Raw genomic sequence first — 18,307 nt, 5'->3', positions numbered from 1 at the left:
CAACCCTATCAACTATAGAAAGAGCTCTATATAAATCAGGTATGAAGGATGTAATGGGTAAAGGTGTCGCGGCTTTGACTACTGAACTGGCTGAAATATAAAGAAAATATTGAGGATAAACAACTTTAAGGTTTAATAAATATCAAATAAAAAATGTAGGAGCATTTATTATTTTCTTTAAAATTTATTCTAAATCATAGTTTTGTTTATCTATAGTGAAATAGTCTTAAAACTTAATTTATATATCCTAAAAATATCGATGCTTCTGTGATTATTTTGATTTATAAATTTATTTTTGAATTTGTTTCACTATATAATAAAATATAAATACTAAAAATAGGAGGCAATTAATATGGCTTATTTTGAAATCAAAGGAGTTATACCACCAATGATTACTCCATTTAAAGAGAGTGGAGAAGTTGATTATGAAAAACACGTTAAAAACATGGAAAAATGGAATGAAGCAGATCTAGCAGGATATTTAGTTTTAGGTTCTAATAGCGAAACTGTTTATCTTACTGAAGAAGAAAAGTTAAAGCTTATAGAATTAACAGTAAAAAACAATCCAAAGGATAGAATTATCTTAGCTGGTACGGGATTGGAGTCTACAAAGGCCACTATAGAATTGACAAATAAGGCTTCAGATCTTGGTGCAGATGCTGCACTTATATTGACTCCTAATTATTATGGCGGGAAAATGACTGATGAAGCTTTAATAAATTATTTTACAGAAGTAGCTGATAATACTAGAATACCTATTTTAATCTATAATGTTACTAAATTCACACATATAAATATTTCTCCTAAGGCAGTTGAGGTTTTGAGTAAACATCCTAATATAATAGGAATGAAGGACAGCTCAGGTAATATGCCTCAAATGGTGGAATTTATAAGGGTAGTAGATAAAGAGTTTAATTTATTGGTGGGAACAGCTTCAGCTTGGTATCCAGCCCTTACACTAGGAGTTAAGGGTTCAATTATGGCCTTGGCTAATTGCTGTCCTAATGAATGTGCTTTAGTACAGAAATATTTTGATGAGGGCAATTGGGAAAAAGCAAGGGAAGTTTATGTTAGAATGTATCCAGTTAATAAGGCTGTAACGGGGACCTTTGGAATTGCTGGGCTTAAACATACATGTGATAAGCTAGGTTTTGAAGGAGGGTTTACTAGAAAGCCCCTATTGAATTTAAAAGAAGAAGAAAAGGAAAAAGTTGAAGAGATATTAAAGAAAGCACAGGTTTTATAAGTAGAAAAGAGATGTCCCAAATTGGAAATAAACTATATATTTTGGGACATCCCTAATAAATATATTATAAAAGAATATAATATTAAAAATTCAAATGTAAGTTATATTCTTCTTGAAAAAAAATTCTGGCATCTACTTATAAAAATTAAATTACTGCTGTTAATCTATGAGCAGGAGGTTTTCTAAATGTTGGATTATGGGGAGAATCAATTTTTAAAGCTGCAAAGGCAAAAAGATTAATAAGTGCTGAAGGTATAATGGATAAAAGTAAAACTCAGGAAAACGATTTCCTAACATTCAAAAAAGCTTAAAGCAAATGGTAATAGAGATTTAAAAAATATTTTAATAATAATCTTATAATTGGAGTGATATTATGAAATGGTGGATTAATCAAAAACTTTATGTAAAAATATTTATATGTATCGTAATAGGTATTATTCTTGGATTTGCTTTAGGACCAAATGTAACCGTTATTAAACCCATAGGGGATGTATTTATTCGTTTGCTTAAAATGTTAATAGTTCCACTAACTTTCTTTACACTAATAAGTGGTATAAATAAGATGGATGATTTAAAATCTCTTCGTTCAGTTGGAGGGAAAACGATACTTTATTATTGTTTAACTTCACTTTTTGCTGGAACTGTAGGTGTAATAGTGGCTCTAATATTAAAGCCAGGGAAAGAAGTAATAGGGTTATTAGATCAGGGTGCTGAAGTAACCGTTGCAGAATATAATTTTATTGATAATATGGTACAATGGATTCCTACCAATCCTATAGAAGCCATGGCTAATGCAAATATGCTTCAGGTTATTGTTTTTTCTATTATCGTAGGAATAGCATTACTAAAATTAGGTGATAAAACTAAATTAATAGTTTCTTTTATTGATAAAGGTGCAGATGTGATGATTGAAATAACAGATTTTGTTATGAAATTAGCTCCTTATGGCATACTAGCCCTTATTGCAAATATGGTCGGGACTTTAGGATCAAAGATGTTGGCAGAAGTGGGAAGATTTATATTAACAGATATTGTAGGTATAATATGTGTACTAGTCTTTGTATATCCACTCATATTGAAATTTGTTGGAAAAGTAAATCCTTTAAGGTTCTATCGTAATATTTCTCCAGCTATGTTAGTAGCAGCAAGTACTACATCAAGTGCAGCAACACTACCTATTTCAATGCAGGTGGCAGGTAAGAACAATGGAGTACCTGAAAAAATATATGGATTTACATTACCCTTAGGTGCAACAGTAAATATGGATGGTATGGCTGTGGCTATAGGTTGTATATCAGTATTTTCAGCTAATCTTTATGGGGTACCTATTACTGGTGGACTCATATTCCAGTTTATGTTCTTAGGACTTGTGTTATCAATAGGAGCAGCTGGTGTTAAGGGAGCAGGTATTGTAATGTCAACAGTATTGCTTCAAACATTAAATATGCCTTTAACATTAGTTCCTATATTGGCTGCCATATGGCCTATTATTGATATTGGACATACTACTACAAATGTTACTGGGGATTTAACAGGAACTACTATTATAGCTTCAAATACAAATTCAATAGACATGGATGTATTCAATTCAACTTCTTCACAAAATAGCTAGAATTTATAAAAGTCTTGTTTAGATTTTATGATTAATAAAAGCCTTTATACAAAGTCTAAACAGGACTTTTTATAGTGAAATAAATTTAAACATAATTTTATATATAAAATTATGTTTTTTAAAAGAGGGATGGGTTAATATTTATAGAACTTATTTATGAATCTCTATATTAATTTTGAAGATAAACAATTGAGCAAATTGCATAATTACCTTACTTAAAAATTATCTACTACATGTGGTTTTAAAATCTTCAAAGCCATACCATATATATTATGCAATTTCCTCAATTTCAAGATTTAATAAATTTCAAATAAAAAATGTAGAAGAACTTATTATTTTACTTTATTTAGTTTAACTATATTTTTAAAGGAGGATGCAATCTATGAAAGAAGTCAATCTCATCTGCACAAAATGCAATAAAAAATTTCCTATAGATAAAGTACATTTCAGATGTGATATCTGTAATGAGCCTTTAGAATTAGAAGAAATAAAAGAAGGAAGAATTAGAAAAGATAATGTTTTTAATCAAACAATAATTGAAAGATATGCAGATTTTTTTCCGTTTTTGGATATAGATAAAGATTTATCTCTTGGTGAAGGCTTTACTGGGTTAGTGGAATCTAACAAGATTGCAAGGGAAATAGGCATTGAAAATTTATATTTTAAAAATGAAACCCAAAACCCTACATGGTCTTTTAAAGACAGGGGGACTATAGCAGGAATTCAACATGCAGTAAAACTGGGATATAAAACAATAGGAACAGTATCCACTGGAAATATGGCTTCATCGGTGGCTGCCTATGGTGCAAAAGCTAATTTGAAAACATATATATTTGTATATAAGGATATTGCTGATGAAAAATTAAATCCTATAGCCATTTATAATCCAAGGTTGATAAAGGTAGATGGTGACTATGGTAAGCTATATTTAGAGAGCTTCAAAATTGGTGAAGAAAATAATATATATTTTATAAATTCTGATGTTCCCTTTAGAATTGAGGGATATAAAACCATTGCCTTTGAAATATGTGAGCAATTGGACTTTGATATACCAGATTATATAGTTGTTCCTACAAGTGCTGGAGGAGATATTAGGGGGATAGAAAAGGGATTTAGGGAGTTTAAAAATTGTGGTTTAATAGATAAAACCCCTAAAATTATTTGTGCCCAGGCCAGTGGTTGTTCCCCTATATATACCGCTTATAAAGAGAAGTCTGATACGGTAATTAAATATGAAAATCCAAGTACTATAGCCCATGCCATAGGGAATCCAACTCCTCCTAGTGGTAATCAAGTACTAAGAATGATAAATTGGAATAGAGGTACATGTGTAGCAGTTTCAGATGAAGAAATAATTGAAGCTCAAGGAATGTTAGCTAGAACAGGTATATTTGGTCAGCCAGCTTCGGCGGTGCCTTTAGCGGCTGTTAAAAAGTTAAGAGAAGAAGATTACATTAAAAAAGAGGAAAGAGCTGTTTGTATTGTGACTTCTACGGGGCTTAAATATACTGCTGCTTTTAAAAAACATAATTTAAGGTTTGAGGAATGTAATATAAAAGACCTTAGCAAAATAGTTAAATGAGCAAATTGCATAATTACCTTCTGTAAAAACCAGCTGCTATAGAGAGATATACACCAAAAGAATTCTCAGTGGCTACGACCGCAAATTAAGCTTTTTAGGGCGTAAATCTATATATGATAAATATGCTGGTTTTTTAAGTTTTATTTATATTTATCTATTAGAGAGAAGAAAATAGTTAGTAGTGGTTATTCATATAACTGCTACTAACTAAATATTTTGTTAACAATTTATATTGATTATGTCTCGTAAAATAGATGCAGAAGCTGCCCTTACACCTGAAGCTCCTCCCATTATTGTTAAATCCCCAAGGGTGTCTGATATATATCTAACCCCTTTGTTCTTACTATTTACAATGTAAAATGGGTGGCTTATGTCTATTTTTTCTAAATTTACCGACATGTGAATATTACCGTTATCATTAGTGGTTTTACCAATTAATTTATATTTCATATTTTCCCTTTTGGCTTCTTCTATATCATTTAAACTTAATGAAGTGATACCCTTTACTGCTATGTCAGATAGTTTTTTTTCTTGATTCATAAGAACATTTGTTAAAATAAGGAGTTTTATAGCCGTATCCCAGCCTTCTACATCTAAACTAGGGTTGGTTTCTGCTATTCCAAGCCTTTGAGCTTCTAATAAAGCCTCATGATAGCTGACCATATTGTTTTCCATATGTTCTAATATGAAGTTTGTAGTACCGTTAAGTATCCCTTCTATAGAAAGTATGTCTGCCCCTGCCATATCAATAGTACCGGTATTTACTGTTGGCAAAGCACCTCCACATGTACATCCAATTTTAAACTGCACATTATTCTTTATAGCCAATTCATTTAACTTTTTATATGCAAGCATTACAGGACCCTTATCGGCTGTTACAACATTGATTTTGTTTTCAAGGGCTTGTTTTATATAGGACAATCCTGGCTGACCAGTTTCTTTATTTGTTGGAGTCATTACTATAAGTGTATCAATGTCTTTAATTTCTATCATTTTATTAAAATTTGTATTTATGTATTTACTGGCATAAAATTCATCAAGTTTTTTATTAAGATCTAAATTTTCTATTAAGTTTTTTAAATTTATACCTTCAGGATTGTAAATACCTACAGTACTATTGATAATATATAGTAAATTGATATCTAACCCTATTTTTTCAAGATAATTTTTCTTATCATATAATAATTTAACAAAAGCTTTACCGACTCCTCCGAAGCCTACAATTCCTATATTCATTAGTCTACCTCCCCTTTGAGAAATGATTTTTGTAATGTAATTATACTAAATATTTTTTCAATAATAATGTTGTTATAATCATTATATATGTATAGTAAAAGATATACAATAATAGTAAAAAGAAAATTGTTGTTTTAGAACTTTAAATATATATTGAATAAAGTCAAGTCCAATTATAGAATTATTTAATATGAAAAAGGACTATTGATACAATTTTTTAAATCAATAGTCCTTTTTCATATTAAATGAGGAAATTACATAATTACATTTTGTAAAAACTAACTAATATATCTAGTTTTAAAGGATTACTGTATGTATTATGCAATTATCTCAATTTGTAAAGTAGTTTTAAATAATTCTTAAAGACAAACTACTTTAAGGTTTGATGAATTTTAAATAAAAAATGTAGGAGCATTCATTATTTTCTTTAGCTGTAATTAAAAAATTTTGACAGGATTAAAGTCCAAAAACTGGTTTATAACTCTACATCCCTATTACAATCCTTTGAATAAATATATGATAATTCTTCACGACCTACACAATATACAGCCTGTGGAACGTAAGGTCCAAACCATATGTAATCTCCTTTTTTAACAGGAGTCCATTTATCATCGAGATAATATACACCTTTACCCTTCATTATATAAGCCCCATGCTCTTGAACGTGGGTTTCGACAAAGGGATGACAACCACTTGGTTTAAAGGTTAAAATATGCATATTCATATCAAAAGCCAGATCACAGGGGAGCAAATCTATTATTGTGACATTTTCCATATCGTCATATATTTTTTCCTGCAATTCATTTATATTTCCAACAACTACCCATGGCTTATGATCTTCTAAAGGTTGATATGTCTGCTTGTATAAAAGAAATTTAGCAGATTTTTTTGATGTATTTGATAAATTCATTTTCTTAGTTGGAGGACAATAAACATATCCACCGGATGTTAATTCATATTCATCATTGTCAATTGCAACTTTTATTTCACCTTCTCTTACGAAAATAAACGATTCTATTCCATTACCGCCAAAACCGCTGGTTGTTTTTCCCTCGGATTCCATATCTACAAGGTATTGAACAAAACTGGCTCCGAGCTTGGGGGATGCTACTATACTTATAGTACATTTTTCAAAATTAGGAATTACATTGTTAACAAGTCCTTCAGGAGGAATAATTGCAAAACTTCCATGTTTTATAACTGCTCTACTGGATAATAAATCCTTTGGATAACCCATAGTACAATCTCCTTTCAAAATTCTTTATTATATTTTAATTATACTACTTTAGAGGAATATTACCTTTATCAACAATTGATAAAAAATTATCATTTTTTTATCCTAACATTATCCATAAGAAGTTATAATATTAAATTGTAAGTAAAACATACTTGAGGTTTCCAGAAAATTCAATTAAAAATAATATATTGTAAATACAAAATAGTCATAGAGGTGAATAAAGTGATTAGAAAATCTGAAGAGTATAAAGTTGAAAACATTAAAGGCTTAAAAGATGGCAAAGGAGAAGTTACAGTAATAAATTTTTTTCAGCCCGAAGATTTTAATGGAAAAGGAAGACTTTATGGTAAATCTATTATAAAACCTGGAAGTTCAATAGGTTATCATAAACATGTAGGAGATCAGGAAGCATACTATATTTTGAAGGGAAAAGCTTTATATAATATAAATGGAAAAGATGTTACGTTAGAACCTGGAGATTTAGCTATTTGCAAAGATGGAGATTCTCATTCAATAGAAAGTATTGGAAATGAAGATTTAGAGTATATAATGCTAATACTTTATGTGTAAAGAATAAGTATAATCCAATTAAGGGAGCTTATAAGGGTGCTAGAGCTTTCTTTTTCTTTATACATTAAAAAAATCGTAAAAGCATGGATATTTTTATGATGTATAAATTAAGTTTTAAGATTATTTCACTATTATAATACTAATTTAAAAATGTCAAAAGAAGTTTATATTTTACCTATATTCGTTAAACAATTATCAAAACAGGAGGAATATTAAAAAGGGAGGGTATTAAATGTTAGACCTATTAATCAAAAACGCTTGTATTGTAGACATAGACCGAGTTTATGAAGGGAATATCGCTATTGATGATGGGAAAATAATAGCTATTACAAGTCAAAAGGTTGAATATGAAGCAAAAAGGGTTATTGATGCAAAAGGGAAAAAGGTTTTCCCAGGAGGCGTTGATTGTCATGCCCATTTAAATGATCCCGGATTTGAGTGGAGAGAAGATTTTAAACATGGATCTAAAAGTGCTGCAGCAGGTGGCATAACTACAATTATTGATATGCCCCTACAAAATCAACCTGCTTTAACAAATAAAGAAATTTTCAAAGATAAGGCGGAAGCTCTTAGTAAATCTTCAGTAGTTGATTATGCTTTTTGGGGAGGTTTGGTAGACAATAATTTAGAAGATTTAAAAGGTCTTTATGAAGCTGGAGTTGTTGGATTAAAAGCTTTTTTAGGGCCAGTATCTCCAGATTATTCCACTGTGAATTTAGGAATTGTAAGGGAAGCTATGGAAACTGTTCTTCCTTTAAATTTATTAATTGGATTTCATTGTGAAGATTACTGCATTATAAAAAATGCAGAGGCAAAAGCAATAAGAGAAGGAAGATTAAGGCCTATTGATTTTTTAAAGTCCAGACCAGTTGTGGCAGAGCTAATTGCAGTAAATAATGTAATTGATTTAGCAAGGGAAACAGGAGCAAGAGTTCATATTTGCCACGTTAGTCATCCCATAGTGGCTGAAGAAATAAAAAAGGCACAAAGTGAGGGAATCAAAATAACAGCAGAAACTTGTTCTCATTATTTAGTATTTAGTGAAGATGACGTAATAGAAAAAGGGATGATATATAAATGTGCTCCTCCATTGAGAAAAGATGAAGATAGGGAAAAACTCTGGCAATATGTAAAGGATGGAACTATTAGCTGCGTGGCTTCTGACCATTCTCCCTGTGCTCCAGAAGAAAAATCTGAAAAACTCCATAATGTTTTTGAAGCTTGGGGTGGAATAAGTGGTATTCAAAGTACATTTGAGGTTATGTTTAATGAAGTAGTTCACAAGCGCAAATTAAGTCCTAAATTATTGGCAAAGGTTTTAGCATATGGTCCAGCAAAGACCTTTGGACTATATCCACAAAAAGGAGTATTATCTGTTGGTTCCGATGCTGATATAGTTATTGTTGATCCAGAAAAGAATTGGGAAATTACTTCTGAATCTTTATTTTATAAGAATAAAATATCTGCTTTTATTGGTTTACAGGGAAAAGGAAAAGTAGAAAAAACTATTGTGAGGGGAGAAATCGTTTTCTCTGCTGGGAAGATCATTGGAGATTATGGATATGGGAATTTAATAAAAAATAATGGGGAGTGAGAACATGGAAAATAAGGCTGCTATTAATATTGATGAGCATAAAATTGTAGAAAAGGGCCTTGGTGAAGAAAGTCTTTTGCCGCAAGAACATAGAATAATGGATAAGTATTCATATTTATTTACCTGGCTTGGAGGCTGCGTATCAATTGGAACATTTATGATGGGAGCAAGCTTAGTTCCACCGGCAGGAAAGTTGAATTTATTACAAGCTTTATTGGCAATGATTATAGGTAATACTGTCATTGCAATAGCCCTAACCATAAATGGTCAGGCAGGCCATAAATATGGAATACCTTTTATTGTACAAACCAGGTCTTCCTTTGGAATAAAAGGAGCTAGAATACCAGGTTTTATTAGAGCGGTGCCAGCAGTTATTTGGTTTGGAGTTCAAAGTTGGGTAGGTGCATCTGCCTTAAATAATGTTGCCATTAGATTGACTGGCTATGATAACATAATAGTATTTTTTATTGTATTCCAAATCATTCAGATTTCATTATCTGTTTTAGGATTTAAGGGTATTAAATGGGTGGAAAATATAGGTTCTGTATGTATTTTGGCTTCTTTAATCTACATGTTCTATGTTATGACTACTACCTTTCAAAATGAAATTTTTGACAAGATTATTAGTATTCCCGGGACTTGGGGAATTGATTTTTGGGGTGGAACAACTGCCTTTTTAGGTATCTACACTACAATGATTTTAAATGTAAGTGATTATATGAGAGAGCTAGATAAAAAAGTTAAGCCCACTTTAGCCACTATTATACAATGGCTGGCTATTGTTCCTGCAACTTTGTTTATGGGACTGATAGGACTTATGGCAGCAGGGGTAACTGGAGAATGGGATCCAATAAAAGTATTTACAGAATTAATGCCTAATAGTTTCGTTTTAATAGTAGCACTGTTATTTATTGCATTAGCTCAAATTACAACAAATGTTTTAAATAATGGACTTCCTCCTGCTTATGTAATGATGGATGTTTTCGGAATTACATATAAAAAAGCAGCTTTATGTGTAGGAATTTTATCTTTTTTTACATTCCCCTGGAAAATTGCCACAGAAGGAGTATTCATACTTTTTGTTCAAATATATTCAGCATTTCTTGGACCAATATTTAGCGTAATGGTAGTAGACTATTATTTTGTACGTAAAAAGAAATTAGATTTAAATTTATTGTATGATAATGAAGGTCCTTTTAATGGAATTAACTGGACTGCAATTATTGCTATTTGTGTAGGGGCTATGGTTGCAATGATAGAAATACAATTATCATGGTATTCAAGTTTAATCCCAGCAGGATTAACCTATTATCTATTAATGAAGTACTGGGCAAAGAGCAGGAATTTTTTACCCGATACAAAATAAGCAAATGAGAAACTTGCATAATTAACATTATCAATTTTAAAATTCTTTACATATATTATGCAATTTCCTCAAATATTTAAAAGATAACTATACATTTATGTAGAATTTTGAGTCTATTTTAAATGTATAGTTGTTTTATTTTCTTTAATATAAATAAAAATAGTGGTAAAAAAGGAATTAGTTGAAAAGTGAAGAATTAATATAACATAGTAAAAAAACGTTTACCTATACTAAATAAAAATAATTACTATAATAAAGGGTGTATATGCCATGGGGATATTACTTAGTGAATTAATTAAAATGCAATGCTTTAAAAAAGCAAAAATTTTATCAGGTAAAGCTTCCAATAAGAGTACTCATGTCTCTGGTATTACGATAATAGAAAGACCGGATATAGTTAACTGGATAAAAGGAGGAGAACTTCTTTTAACTAGTTTTTATTCTATTGACAAAGATTTAGAAGCACAGAAAAAATTGGTTAAGGAAGTGGCTTTAAATAAAGCAGCTGCCTTAGTTATAAAAACTTCTAATTTTTTACCCAAAATAGATAAGGAGATAGTTGATTTAGGAAATCGATTAGAATTTCCGATAATTGAAATATCCATTGATACGAAATATATTGATATTTTATATCCAGTAATGGGAAAGTTATTTAATGATCAAATAAATAGATTGAATTACTATAAGGACTGTCACGAAAAATTTACACTACTCTCATTAAAGATGAAGGGAATAGAGGCTGTAACTAAGACCCTTGAGGAGCTTATAGACACTCCTGTGGCAGTATTTGATAGTGAATTTAGTTTGAAAGCTTATAGTAATGAAGAATACAATCGTATTTATATAGATAGAAAAGAGATGGAAAAGTTAATTAATAAAGAATATTTAGTTGATAAATTAAATATAAAGTTATCAGAAAATAGTGACAGCGTATATACAATGATAGTAGAACCAATTAAAGTATTAAACCAAATTAAAGGATATTTAGGTGTTCTTGAAATAAATAAGGTACTTAATAATATGGATTTTATTGCTTTAGAAGGTGCAGCTAATACCTTAAGACTTGAAATGCTAAAGGACATAGCTGTTAATGAAGTTAAACTTAGATATAAAGGAGATTTGATGGATGATTTAATAACCGGTAGGTTTGAATCCCTTCAAAGTATTTATGATAGAAGTAATTTGTTAGGATGGGACTTAAAGCGAAAGAATGTAGTGGTTTTATTAAGGACTAGTAATTCCGAACAACACAGTAATAAATATAAAAATTCATCTGAAGTTCTGATGAGTTTACGGGAAAAAATCAAAAGAAATATAAACAAGATCTCCCATTATTACATGGGAAGTAATATTATATCCACTTTTAAGGGAGATGATGTAATTATATTATGGCCTGTAGAAAAATCTAAGGATATTAAATATACTTATAATAGAGTAAGGGAATTTGGGAATGAATTAAAAAAGAATTTATATAATAAAGGTGGAGGAATACTGATATCAGTAGGCGTAGGAAGCTTGGCAGTAAACCCTACTGAAATAGGTAAAAGTTTTAATGAAGCAAGAGATGCTGTAAACTTTGGATATAATATTTTGGGAAAGGGTTCTATCACCTTCTTTGAAGAATTAGGTATATATAAATTATTGTGTAGCTATGAAAATCGAGAAGAACTAAAGAAGTTTGTTCCTTCTGATTTGATGAGGCTTAAGAAATACGATAGGGATAATAATGCCGAATTAATTGACACATTTGAAATGTATTTGAAATGTAATTTAAATGCAATGAAAACTGCTGAAAATCTTTATATCCATTATAAAACAGCTTTATATAGATTAAACAGAATAAAGAAGATTATTGACCTTGATATTGAAAACAGAGAGAGTATGCTTGAAATGGAGGTAGGACTTAAAATACTTAAAATGATTTATTAAATAAAAATAGAGGTTTTCCATATGTATAGATTTCCCATAGTAAAACTTAATTTATACGTATCAAAATATCCAATGCTTCTAAGGAGTTTTGATATGTATAAATTAACTGTTTTACCGGAATATCTATAGTGCTTATAGAATTGATACATAAGTATTGCATGTGGCGAATCTCCTTTTTTAATTTACTTATCGGGAAAAGCCTTTATCAAATAAGGATAAAAAATTTTTAAAAGTTTATCCTTATTTTTTAATGAGAAAGAGTTAAGATTATGTTAAATAGTTAACAACATCTTATAAACAACTAGGAGGGCTTTAAATGAAGAGTAATAAGTTAAGTATGACTAACCAGATAATGATTGCAATGATTGCTGGGATGGTTGTAGGTTTAATAATAGGGCCAAGTATTGCACCTATTAAGGTTATAGGAGATATTTTTCTTCGTTTAATTCAGATGTCAGTAGTTGTATTGATTATGGGGGCAGTAATTGAAGCGGTAGGAAGTTTGAATCCTAAAGAATTAGGGAAATTAGGAGGTAAAATATTTGCTTGGTTCATGGGATTGACTGCATTAGCTGCAGCCCTTGGAATAGGCCTTGGTTACATAATTAAACCCGGTTCAGGTTTGAATATTGACATGGGTAAATCAGCCATAGCAGCCTCTGAACAGAAAATAACCGATATGATAGTTGGATTTTTCCCATCAAATATCATTGAGTCTATGGCAAAGGCAAATATGATTCAAGTTATTGTATTTTCCATTTTATTTGGACTATCATTAAGCATAATAGGTAAACAGAAAAAGGATAACGTTATCTTGAGTTTTATTTCGAATTTCAATGTTGCAATACTAAATGTTGTAAAAATGGTAATGAAACTTGCGCCTTTAGGAATATTTGCTCTTTTAGCTTGGGTCACAGGGACTATAGGTTTAAAAGTCATTATTCCATTAGCGAAATTTTTAGCTGCCATGGGGATTGGGACAATTGTTTATATGATATTCCTAATTATTATGTCATCTACATATGTCAAGGTTAGTCCTGCTAAATTAGCAAAAAAACTTTGGAAGATGACAGTTGTGGCTTTTACTACCACTTCATCTGCTATTACTCTTCCAACAAAAATGGAGGATAGTGAGGTTAAAATTGGGGTAAGTAAGAGAATATCTAGGCTTGTTAATCCATTGGGAATGGCTTTAAATAGTAATGGTTTATCATTATATCTTGCATTAGCATGCATAACTTTAGCCCAATTTTATGGACTGGATATGAGTATTGCTGAATTAATAAAGATAGTAGTACTATCATCATTGTCATGTTTGGGGACAGTAGTAGTTCCAGGTGGTGGTCTGGTTGCCCTTGCAATAGTTTTGCCATCTATGGGATTACCACCGGAAAGTATAGCTTTACTTGCTGGGATAGATTGGTTTTCTGGAATGTTTAGAACTGTTTTAAATGTTGATGGTGATGCATTGGTATCAATGATGATTGCAGCTGATGAAAAAGAACTTGATTACGATATTTTTAATGATAAAAAAACTATTGATAAATTAATTGCAGAATAAATGAGGGGAAGTGTTTGAAATGAAAGCATTAAAGGACCTGGATATAGAAAAGAATATTATAAATTTAATTGAATGGATTAGTAAATATGGAAAAACCTCAGATGATGGAATTACTAGATTATTATATACTGATACATGGAAAGATGCTCAAGAAGCATTAAAACAGTTATTGAATGAAAAAGGGTTTATGACATATTATGATGAAGTAGGGAACTTATTTGGAAAATTAGAAGGTTGCAAATATAAAGATGAAACAATACTTACCGGTTCCCACATAGATACAGTAGTTAATGGTGGAAAATTAGATGGTCAATTTGGAATAATAGGTGGGATAATAGCTATAAAGTATTTAAAAGAAAAATTTGGTAAGCCTTTAAGAAATATTGAAGTGGTTTCTATGGCAGAAGAAGAGGGAAGTAGATTTCCTTTTACATTTTGGGGTTCTAAAAATATTGTTGGAGCTGTAGAAAGAAAAGATATGGAAGGTATAAAAGATGTTGATGGAATAAAATTTACTGAAGCCATAGAAAAGTCTGGCTTTAAATTCAAAGAAAAAAATAGTGAAATTAGGGATGATCTAAAGGCATTTATAGAACTTCACATAGAACAGGGAGGAGTTTTAGAAAAGGAGAAAAAATCTATAGGAATTGTTGAGCATATTGCAGGACAAAAGAGATTTATGGTGGAAGTTGAAGGCGAAGCCAATCATGCTGGGACTACCCCAATGGGTTATAGAAGAGATGCTATGCATGGCAGTGGGAAAATGATTGCCCAGATAATGGATTTAGCGAAAGATTATGGAGATCCACTAGTTGCTACGGTTGGAAGAGTTGAAGTAGTGCCAAATACAACAAATGTTATTCCTGGTAAAGTAGTTTTTTCCTTAGATATAAGACATGTTGATAGTGAAGTAGTAACAAACTTTATTAATGAAGCATTTTTAAAATTAAAAGATATAGCAAAGGATATGGATTTGAAAATTAAGGTTAATAGATACATGGATGGAGAACCTGTTGCCATGGATACTGATCTGGTAAATATTATTAAAAGGCAATGTCAAGAAAATAGGCTAAATTATAAATTAATGCATAGTGGAGCGGGACATGACTCTCAAGTTTTTGCAAAACATATACCCACCTCATTAATATTCGTTCCTAGCCATAAAGGTATTAGCCATCATTATACCGAATATACAGAGGCTAAGGATTTAGCTGAAGGAGTAAAGGTTTTAATAAAAATCCTTTATAATTTAGCCTATATGGATAAACAACACTAAAACTTAAGATAAATTTTAAAGTTATTTATCTTTAAATAAAATTTAAAATCTATGCTTCGCCTATGACATTTTTATAGGCGAAGCTTTTAGTAGATTTCTGGATTTATACAGTTTTCAGGTTTTTGATTTTTTAAAGCAGAGATTATATTATTTGCTGCTATTTCTGCCATGGCATTTCTTGCTTCAACTGTGGCATTACCAATATGGGGAGTTAGAATAACATTATCTAATTTTTCTAAACCAGCTGTAATCTCAGGCTCATTTTCATATACATCCAATGCTGCACCTGCTATACTTTTTTCTTGCAAAACCTTTAATAGTGCTTTTTCATCTACTAAGGGTCCCCTCGCCGCATTTATAAGATAAGCTGTTGATTTCATTTTTTTAAATTCATTTTGGCCTATCATATGGAATGATGATGCATTATAACTACAGTGTAAAGTTAAAAAATCTGAATTTTTGATTACTTCTTCAAAGGGCTCATATTTGTAGTCTTTTTCAAGAGCTCTATCCAATAAAGGGTGTGGACTATAATAGATTATATTCATATCAAAGGCATGGGCACGTTTAGCCACAGCTTTTCCAATATTACCCATACCAATTATTCCAAGGGTTTTCCCAGAAAGTTCATTTCCAAGATGAAATAGTGGAGACCAACCGGTAAAATTCCCACTCCTTGTGATTTTATCTCCTTCTACAATTCTTCTTGCGATGGAAATGATTAGCCCTAGGGTCAATTCTGCAGTAGAAGTTGTAGAAACAATAGGAGTATTTGTTACGGGTATTTTTTTAGCAGTTGCAGTTTCAACATCTATATTATTAAATCCTGCACCATAATTTGCTATAACCTTAAGATTAGGATTAGAACAAATTATACCCTTATCTATTGTATTAGATAATAGACATAATAAAGCATCTTTTCCATCGATGCCTTTAATAATTTGTTCTTTAGTTAATAAGTCCATGCTATTGTGCATAGTAACATCAAACTCTTTTGATAATTTTTCATATGCTATTTTAGATATTAATCCTGAGATGAATATTTTTTGTTTCAAGAAAATCACCCTCCTTTTATTAATGATTTATATTTTCTTTGAAATTATTTTTAGTAGTATTGTTGTTTGAGAAACTTGCATAATTAATATTACTAATTTTAAAATTTATTTACTTCTAGAAATGTTTATATTGATTTTGTGAGTCAAGTACTTTCTTGTTTACAAAAAGTATAGCATATTGTATCTTATAGATGAAATACATATATAGAATAATGATTATGCATTTTAGCTATAGGGAGATGATTATAAATGGATATTAAGCATTTAAAGTGTTTTGTTACAGTGGCTGAATACCTCAGCTTTACTAAAGCTTCTGAAATATTACATATTACTCAACCCACTATAAGTAAAATGGTTAAGACTTTGGAAGATGAGCTTTGCAAAACTCTTTTTCATAGGTCCCCTAAAATTGAACTAACCGATGTGGGGAAAGTTTTATTCAAGCAGGCTAAAGAAATTTTGATTTTATTCGATAATATAGAATCAGAATTGGAAGATGTTATAGCTATCAAAAAAGGAATTATTAAAATTGGAATTCCGCCTATAATAGGAGCTAGCTTTTTTCCAAAAATAATTGGAGAGTTTAAAAGAAAATACCCTTATATTGATATTCAAATGGTTGAGGTAGGATCAAAAAAAATTGAAAGGTTAGTAGATGAAGGGACTTTGGATATAGGAATTGTTTGTACTGCACCTATTCAAAAAGATACTCTTAATATGTTTCCCTTTGTAAAGAGCCCTTTAATGTTGATAGTTAATCCAAATCATAAATTAAATAAAAAAGAAATAGTAAAATATAAAGATCTGAAAGATGAGTCTATTGTATTATATGGAAAAGACTTTAGCTTATATGATGTAATAACAAATAGATGTATTGAAAATAATTTTTATCCTAAAATAGTATGTGAAAGTTCCCAAAGAGATTTTATAGTTGAAATGGTGGCTGAAGGAATAGGTGTATCTTTTTTAGATGAAAAAACATATTCTAAAATCAATACTAAATCCATTACAGCTTTAAAGCTTGAAGCACCATCCATATATCTGCACCTTTTTGTAATATGGAAGAAAAATAGATATATATCTTTTGCAGCAAAGGAATGGCTTAAGTTTGTAAGTTTAAAGTTTAATATTAACTTAGAAATATAAATGTACGCCTTTAAAAGTTAAATTATTACATACCAGTATTTCATTTCTATTTTCTATATTTACACTACTAATTTTACCTTTTTAAATCGCCTCTAATTATTTTTTATTTCGAATTAGATTTATCATGATTTTATTATGATGAATTGCTATTTGAAAAATTTTTTTGAAATTTTTATAAAAAAAAGAAGGAATAATAGAAATAATATAGAATATATTTAACATAAGGAAATACTATTTACCTATATTAAAAATAGAAAATAGGAGGCGTATAGAAATGAAAAATAGGAGATTAGTTATGATTCCAGGACCAACACCAGTTGTAAGGTCTATTCAGGATCAAATGGGAAGGGAAACCGTAGCCTTTGGTGATCCCGATTTTGTAAAGGATTATAAGGGAATGCTAAATGATTTAGAAGAGATGCTTGGAACAAGGGGAAAGGCCTTTGTAATAGCAGGAACAGGTACACTTGCAATGGAAATGGCAATATCCAATGTAACTAAAAGAGGAGACAATGTATTAGTAGTTTCCCATGGATACTTTGGAGACAGGTTTATTGAGCTTTGCAATAGAAAGGGATTAAATGTTGATGTATTGTCATCGGAGTGGGGAAAGATAGTACCAGTAGAAGATATAGAAAAGAAATTAAAGGAAAAGGATTATAAAGCTATTACAGTAACCCATGTGGATACATCCACAGGAGTATGTGCACCAATAGAGGAAATAGGAAAAGTAGTGAAGAAATTTAAAGATACAATGTATATAGTAGATGGAGTATGTGCAACAGCAGCAGAACCAGAATATATGCATGATTTTGGTATCGATGTATTATTAACGGGATCACAAAAAGCCTTTGGAGTAGCTCCAGGCCTTGCAATAGTGTTGGCAGGACCAACAGC

At 30.5% G+C, this 18,307-nt stretch carries 14 protein-coding genes; 11 read left to right on the top strand and 3 right to left on the bottom strand.

All coding sequences use genetic code 11. The annotated features are described in order from the left end of the window. Positions 1-352 precede the first annotated feature (352 nt). The 3 genes from B5X81_RS26715 to thrC all read left to right on the top strand — a co-directional run bounded on the left by B5X81_RS26715 (position 353) and on the right by thrC (position 4,440). Entirely contained in the window at positions 353-1,246 is an 894-nt protein-coding gene (locus B5X81_RS26715; RefSeq protein ID WP_079496063.1) for a dihydrodipicolinate synthase family protein, read from the top strand. A 373-nt stretch (positions 1,247-1,619) separates the two neighbouring features. After that, on the top strand, positions 1,620-2,858 hold the full coding sequence (locus B5X81_RS26710; RefSeq protein ID WP_079496062.1) for a dicarboxylate/amino acid:cation symporter: 1,239 nt from the start codon (positions 1,620-1,622) through the stop codon (positions 2,856-2,858). A gap of 382 nt (positions 2,859-3,240) precedes the next feature. Beyond that, a complete protein-coding gene (thrC, locus tag B5X81_RS26705) occupies positions 3,241-4,440 on the top strand; it encodes a threonine synthase (RefSeq protein WP_079496061.1) in 1,200 nt (399 codons plus the stop codon). Between the two features lie 219 nt (positions 4,441-4,659). Here thrC and B5X81_RS26700 read toward each other — a convergent pair whose 3' ends face one another. Continuing rightward, a complete protein-coding gene (locus B5X81_RS26700; RefSeq protein ID WP_079496060.1) occupies positions 4,660-5,676 on the bottom strand; it encodes a homoserine dehydrogenase in 1,017 nt (338 codons plus the stop codon). Positions 5,677-6,151: 475 nt separating this feature from the next. Then, positions 6,152-6,913: a (S)-ureidoglycine aminohydrolase gene (gene allE, locus B5X81_RS26695; protein WP_079496059.1), complete on the bottom strand. Its 762-nt coding sequence runs from the start codon at positions 6,911-6,913 to the stop codon at positions 6,152-6,154. A gap of 222 nt (positions 6,914-7,135) precedes the next feature. On the opposite strand from allE, the gene B5X81_RS26690 reads away from it, so the two are divergent. The 6 genes from B5X81_RS26690 (at position 7,136) to allC (ending at position 15,209) form a co-directional block, all read left to right on the top strand. Beyond that, entirely contained in the window at positions 7,136-7,483 is a 348-nt protein-coding gene (locus B5X81_RS26690; protein WP_079496058.1) for a cupin domain-containing protein, read from the top strand. Positions 7,484-7,715: 232 nt separating this feature from the next. After that, positions 7,716-9,077 carry an allantoinase AllB gene (gene allB / locus B5X81_RS26685; RefSeq protein ID WP_079496057.1) on the top strand — a complete coding sequence of 454 codons (1,362 nt, stop codon included), beginning with the start codon at positions 7,716-7,718 and terminating at the stop codon, positions 9,075-9,077. 4 nt (positions 9,078-9,081) lie between these two features. Further along, positions 9,082-10,443, top strand: coding sequence for an NCS1 family transporter (locus B5X81_RS26680; RefSeq protein WP_079496056.1), 1,362 nt, complete (start codon positions 9,082-9,084; stop codon positions 10,441-10,443). A gap of 270 nt (positions 10,444-10,713) precedes the next feature. Then, positions 10,714-12,372: a PucR family transcriptional regulator gene (locus B5X81_RS26675; RefSeq protein ID WP_079496055.1), complete on the top strand. Its 1,659-nt coding sequence runs from the start codon at positions 10,714-10,716 to the stop codon at positions 12,370-12,372. 316 nt (positions 12,373-12,688) lie between these two features. Further along, positions 12,689-13,933 carry a dicarboxylate/amino acid:cation symporter gene (locus tag B5X81_RS26670; RefSeq protein ID WP_079496054.1) on the top strand — a complete coding sequence of 415 codons (1,245 nt, stop codon included), beginning with the start codon at positions 12,689-12,691 and terminating at the stop codon, positions 13,931-13,933. Positions 13,934-13,952: 19 nt separating this feature from the next. Continuing rightward, the gene (gene allC, locus B5X81_RS26665) at positions 13,953-15,209 is read left to right on the top strand and encodes an allantoate deiminase (protein ID WP_079496053.1); all 1,257 of its coding nucleotides are present in this window, start codon (positions 13,953-13,955) and stop codon (positions 15,207-15,209) included. An 86-nt stretch (positions 15,210-15,295) separates the two neighbouring features. Here allC and B5X81_RS26660 read toward each other — a convergent pair whose 3' ends face one another. After that, positions 15,296-16,264: a 2-hydroxyacid dehydrogenase family protein gene (locus B5X81_RS26660; RefSeq protein WP_079496052.1), complete on the bottom strand. Its 969-nt coding sequence runs from the start codon at positions 16,262-16,264 to the stop codon at positions 15,296-15,298. Between the two features lie 249 nt (positions 16,265-16,513). On the opposite strand from B5X81_RS26660, the gene B5X81_RS26655 reads away from it, so the two are divergent. Then, positions 16,514-17,410 carry a LysR family transcriptional regulator gene (locus B5X81_RS26655; RefSeq protein ID WP_079496051.1) on the top strand — a complete coding sequence of 299 codons (897 nt, stop codon included), beginning with the start codon at positions 16,514-16,516 and terminating at the stop codon, positions 17,408-17,410. Between the two features lie 274 nt (positions 17,411-17,684). Next, a partial coding sequence (locus B5X81_RS26650; RefSeq protein WP_139380485.1) for a pyridoxal-phosphate-dependent aminotransferase family protein occupies positions 17,685-18,307 on the top strand: 623 nt, incomplete at its 3' end.

Source organism: Maledivibacter halophilus, from assembly GCF_900167445.1.
Lineage (GTDB): Bacteria > Bacillota > Clostridia > Peptostreptococcales > Caminicellaceae > Maledivibacter > Maledivibacter halophilus.
The sequence above is the reverse complement of the archived record's forward strand: the minus strand, read 5'-3'. Positions and strand labels throughout refer to the sequence as shown.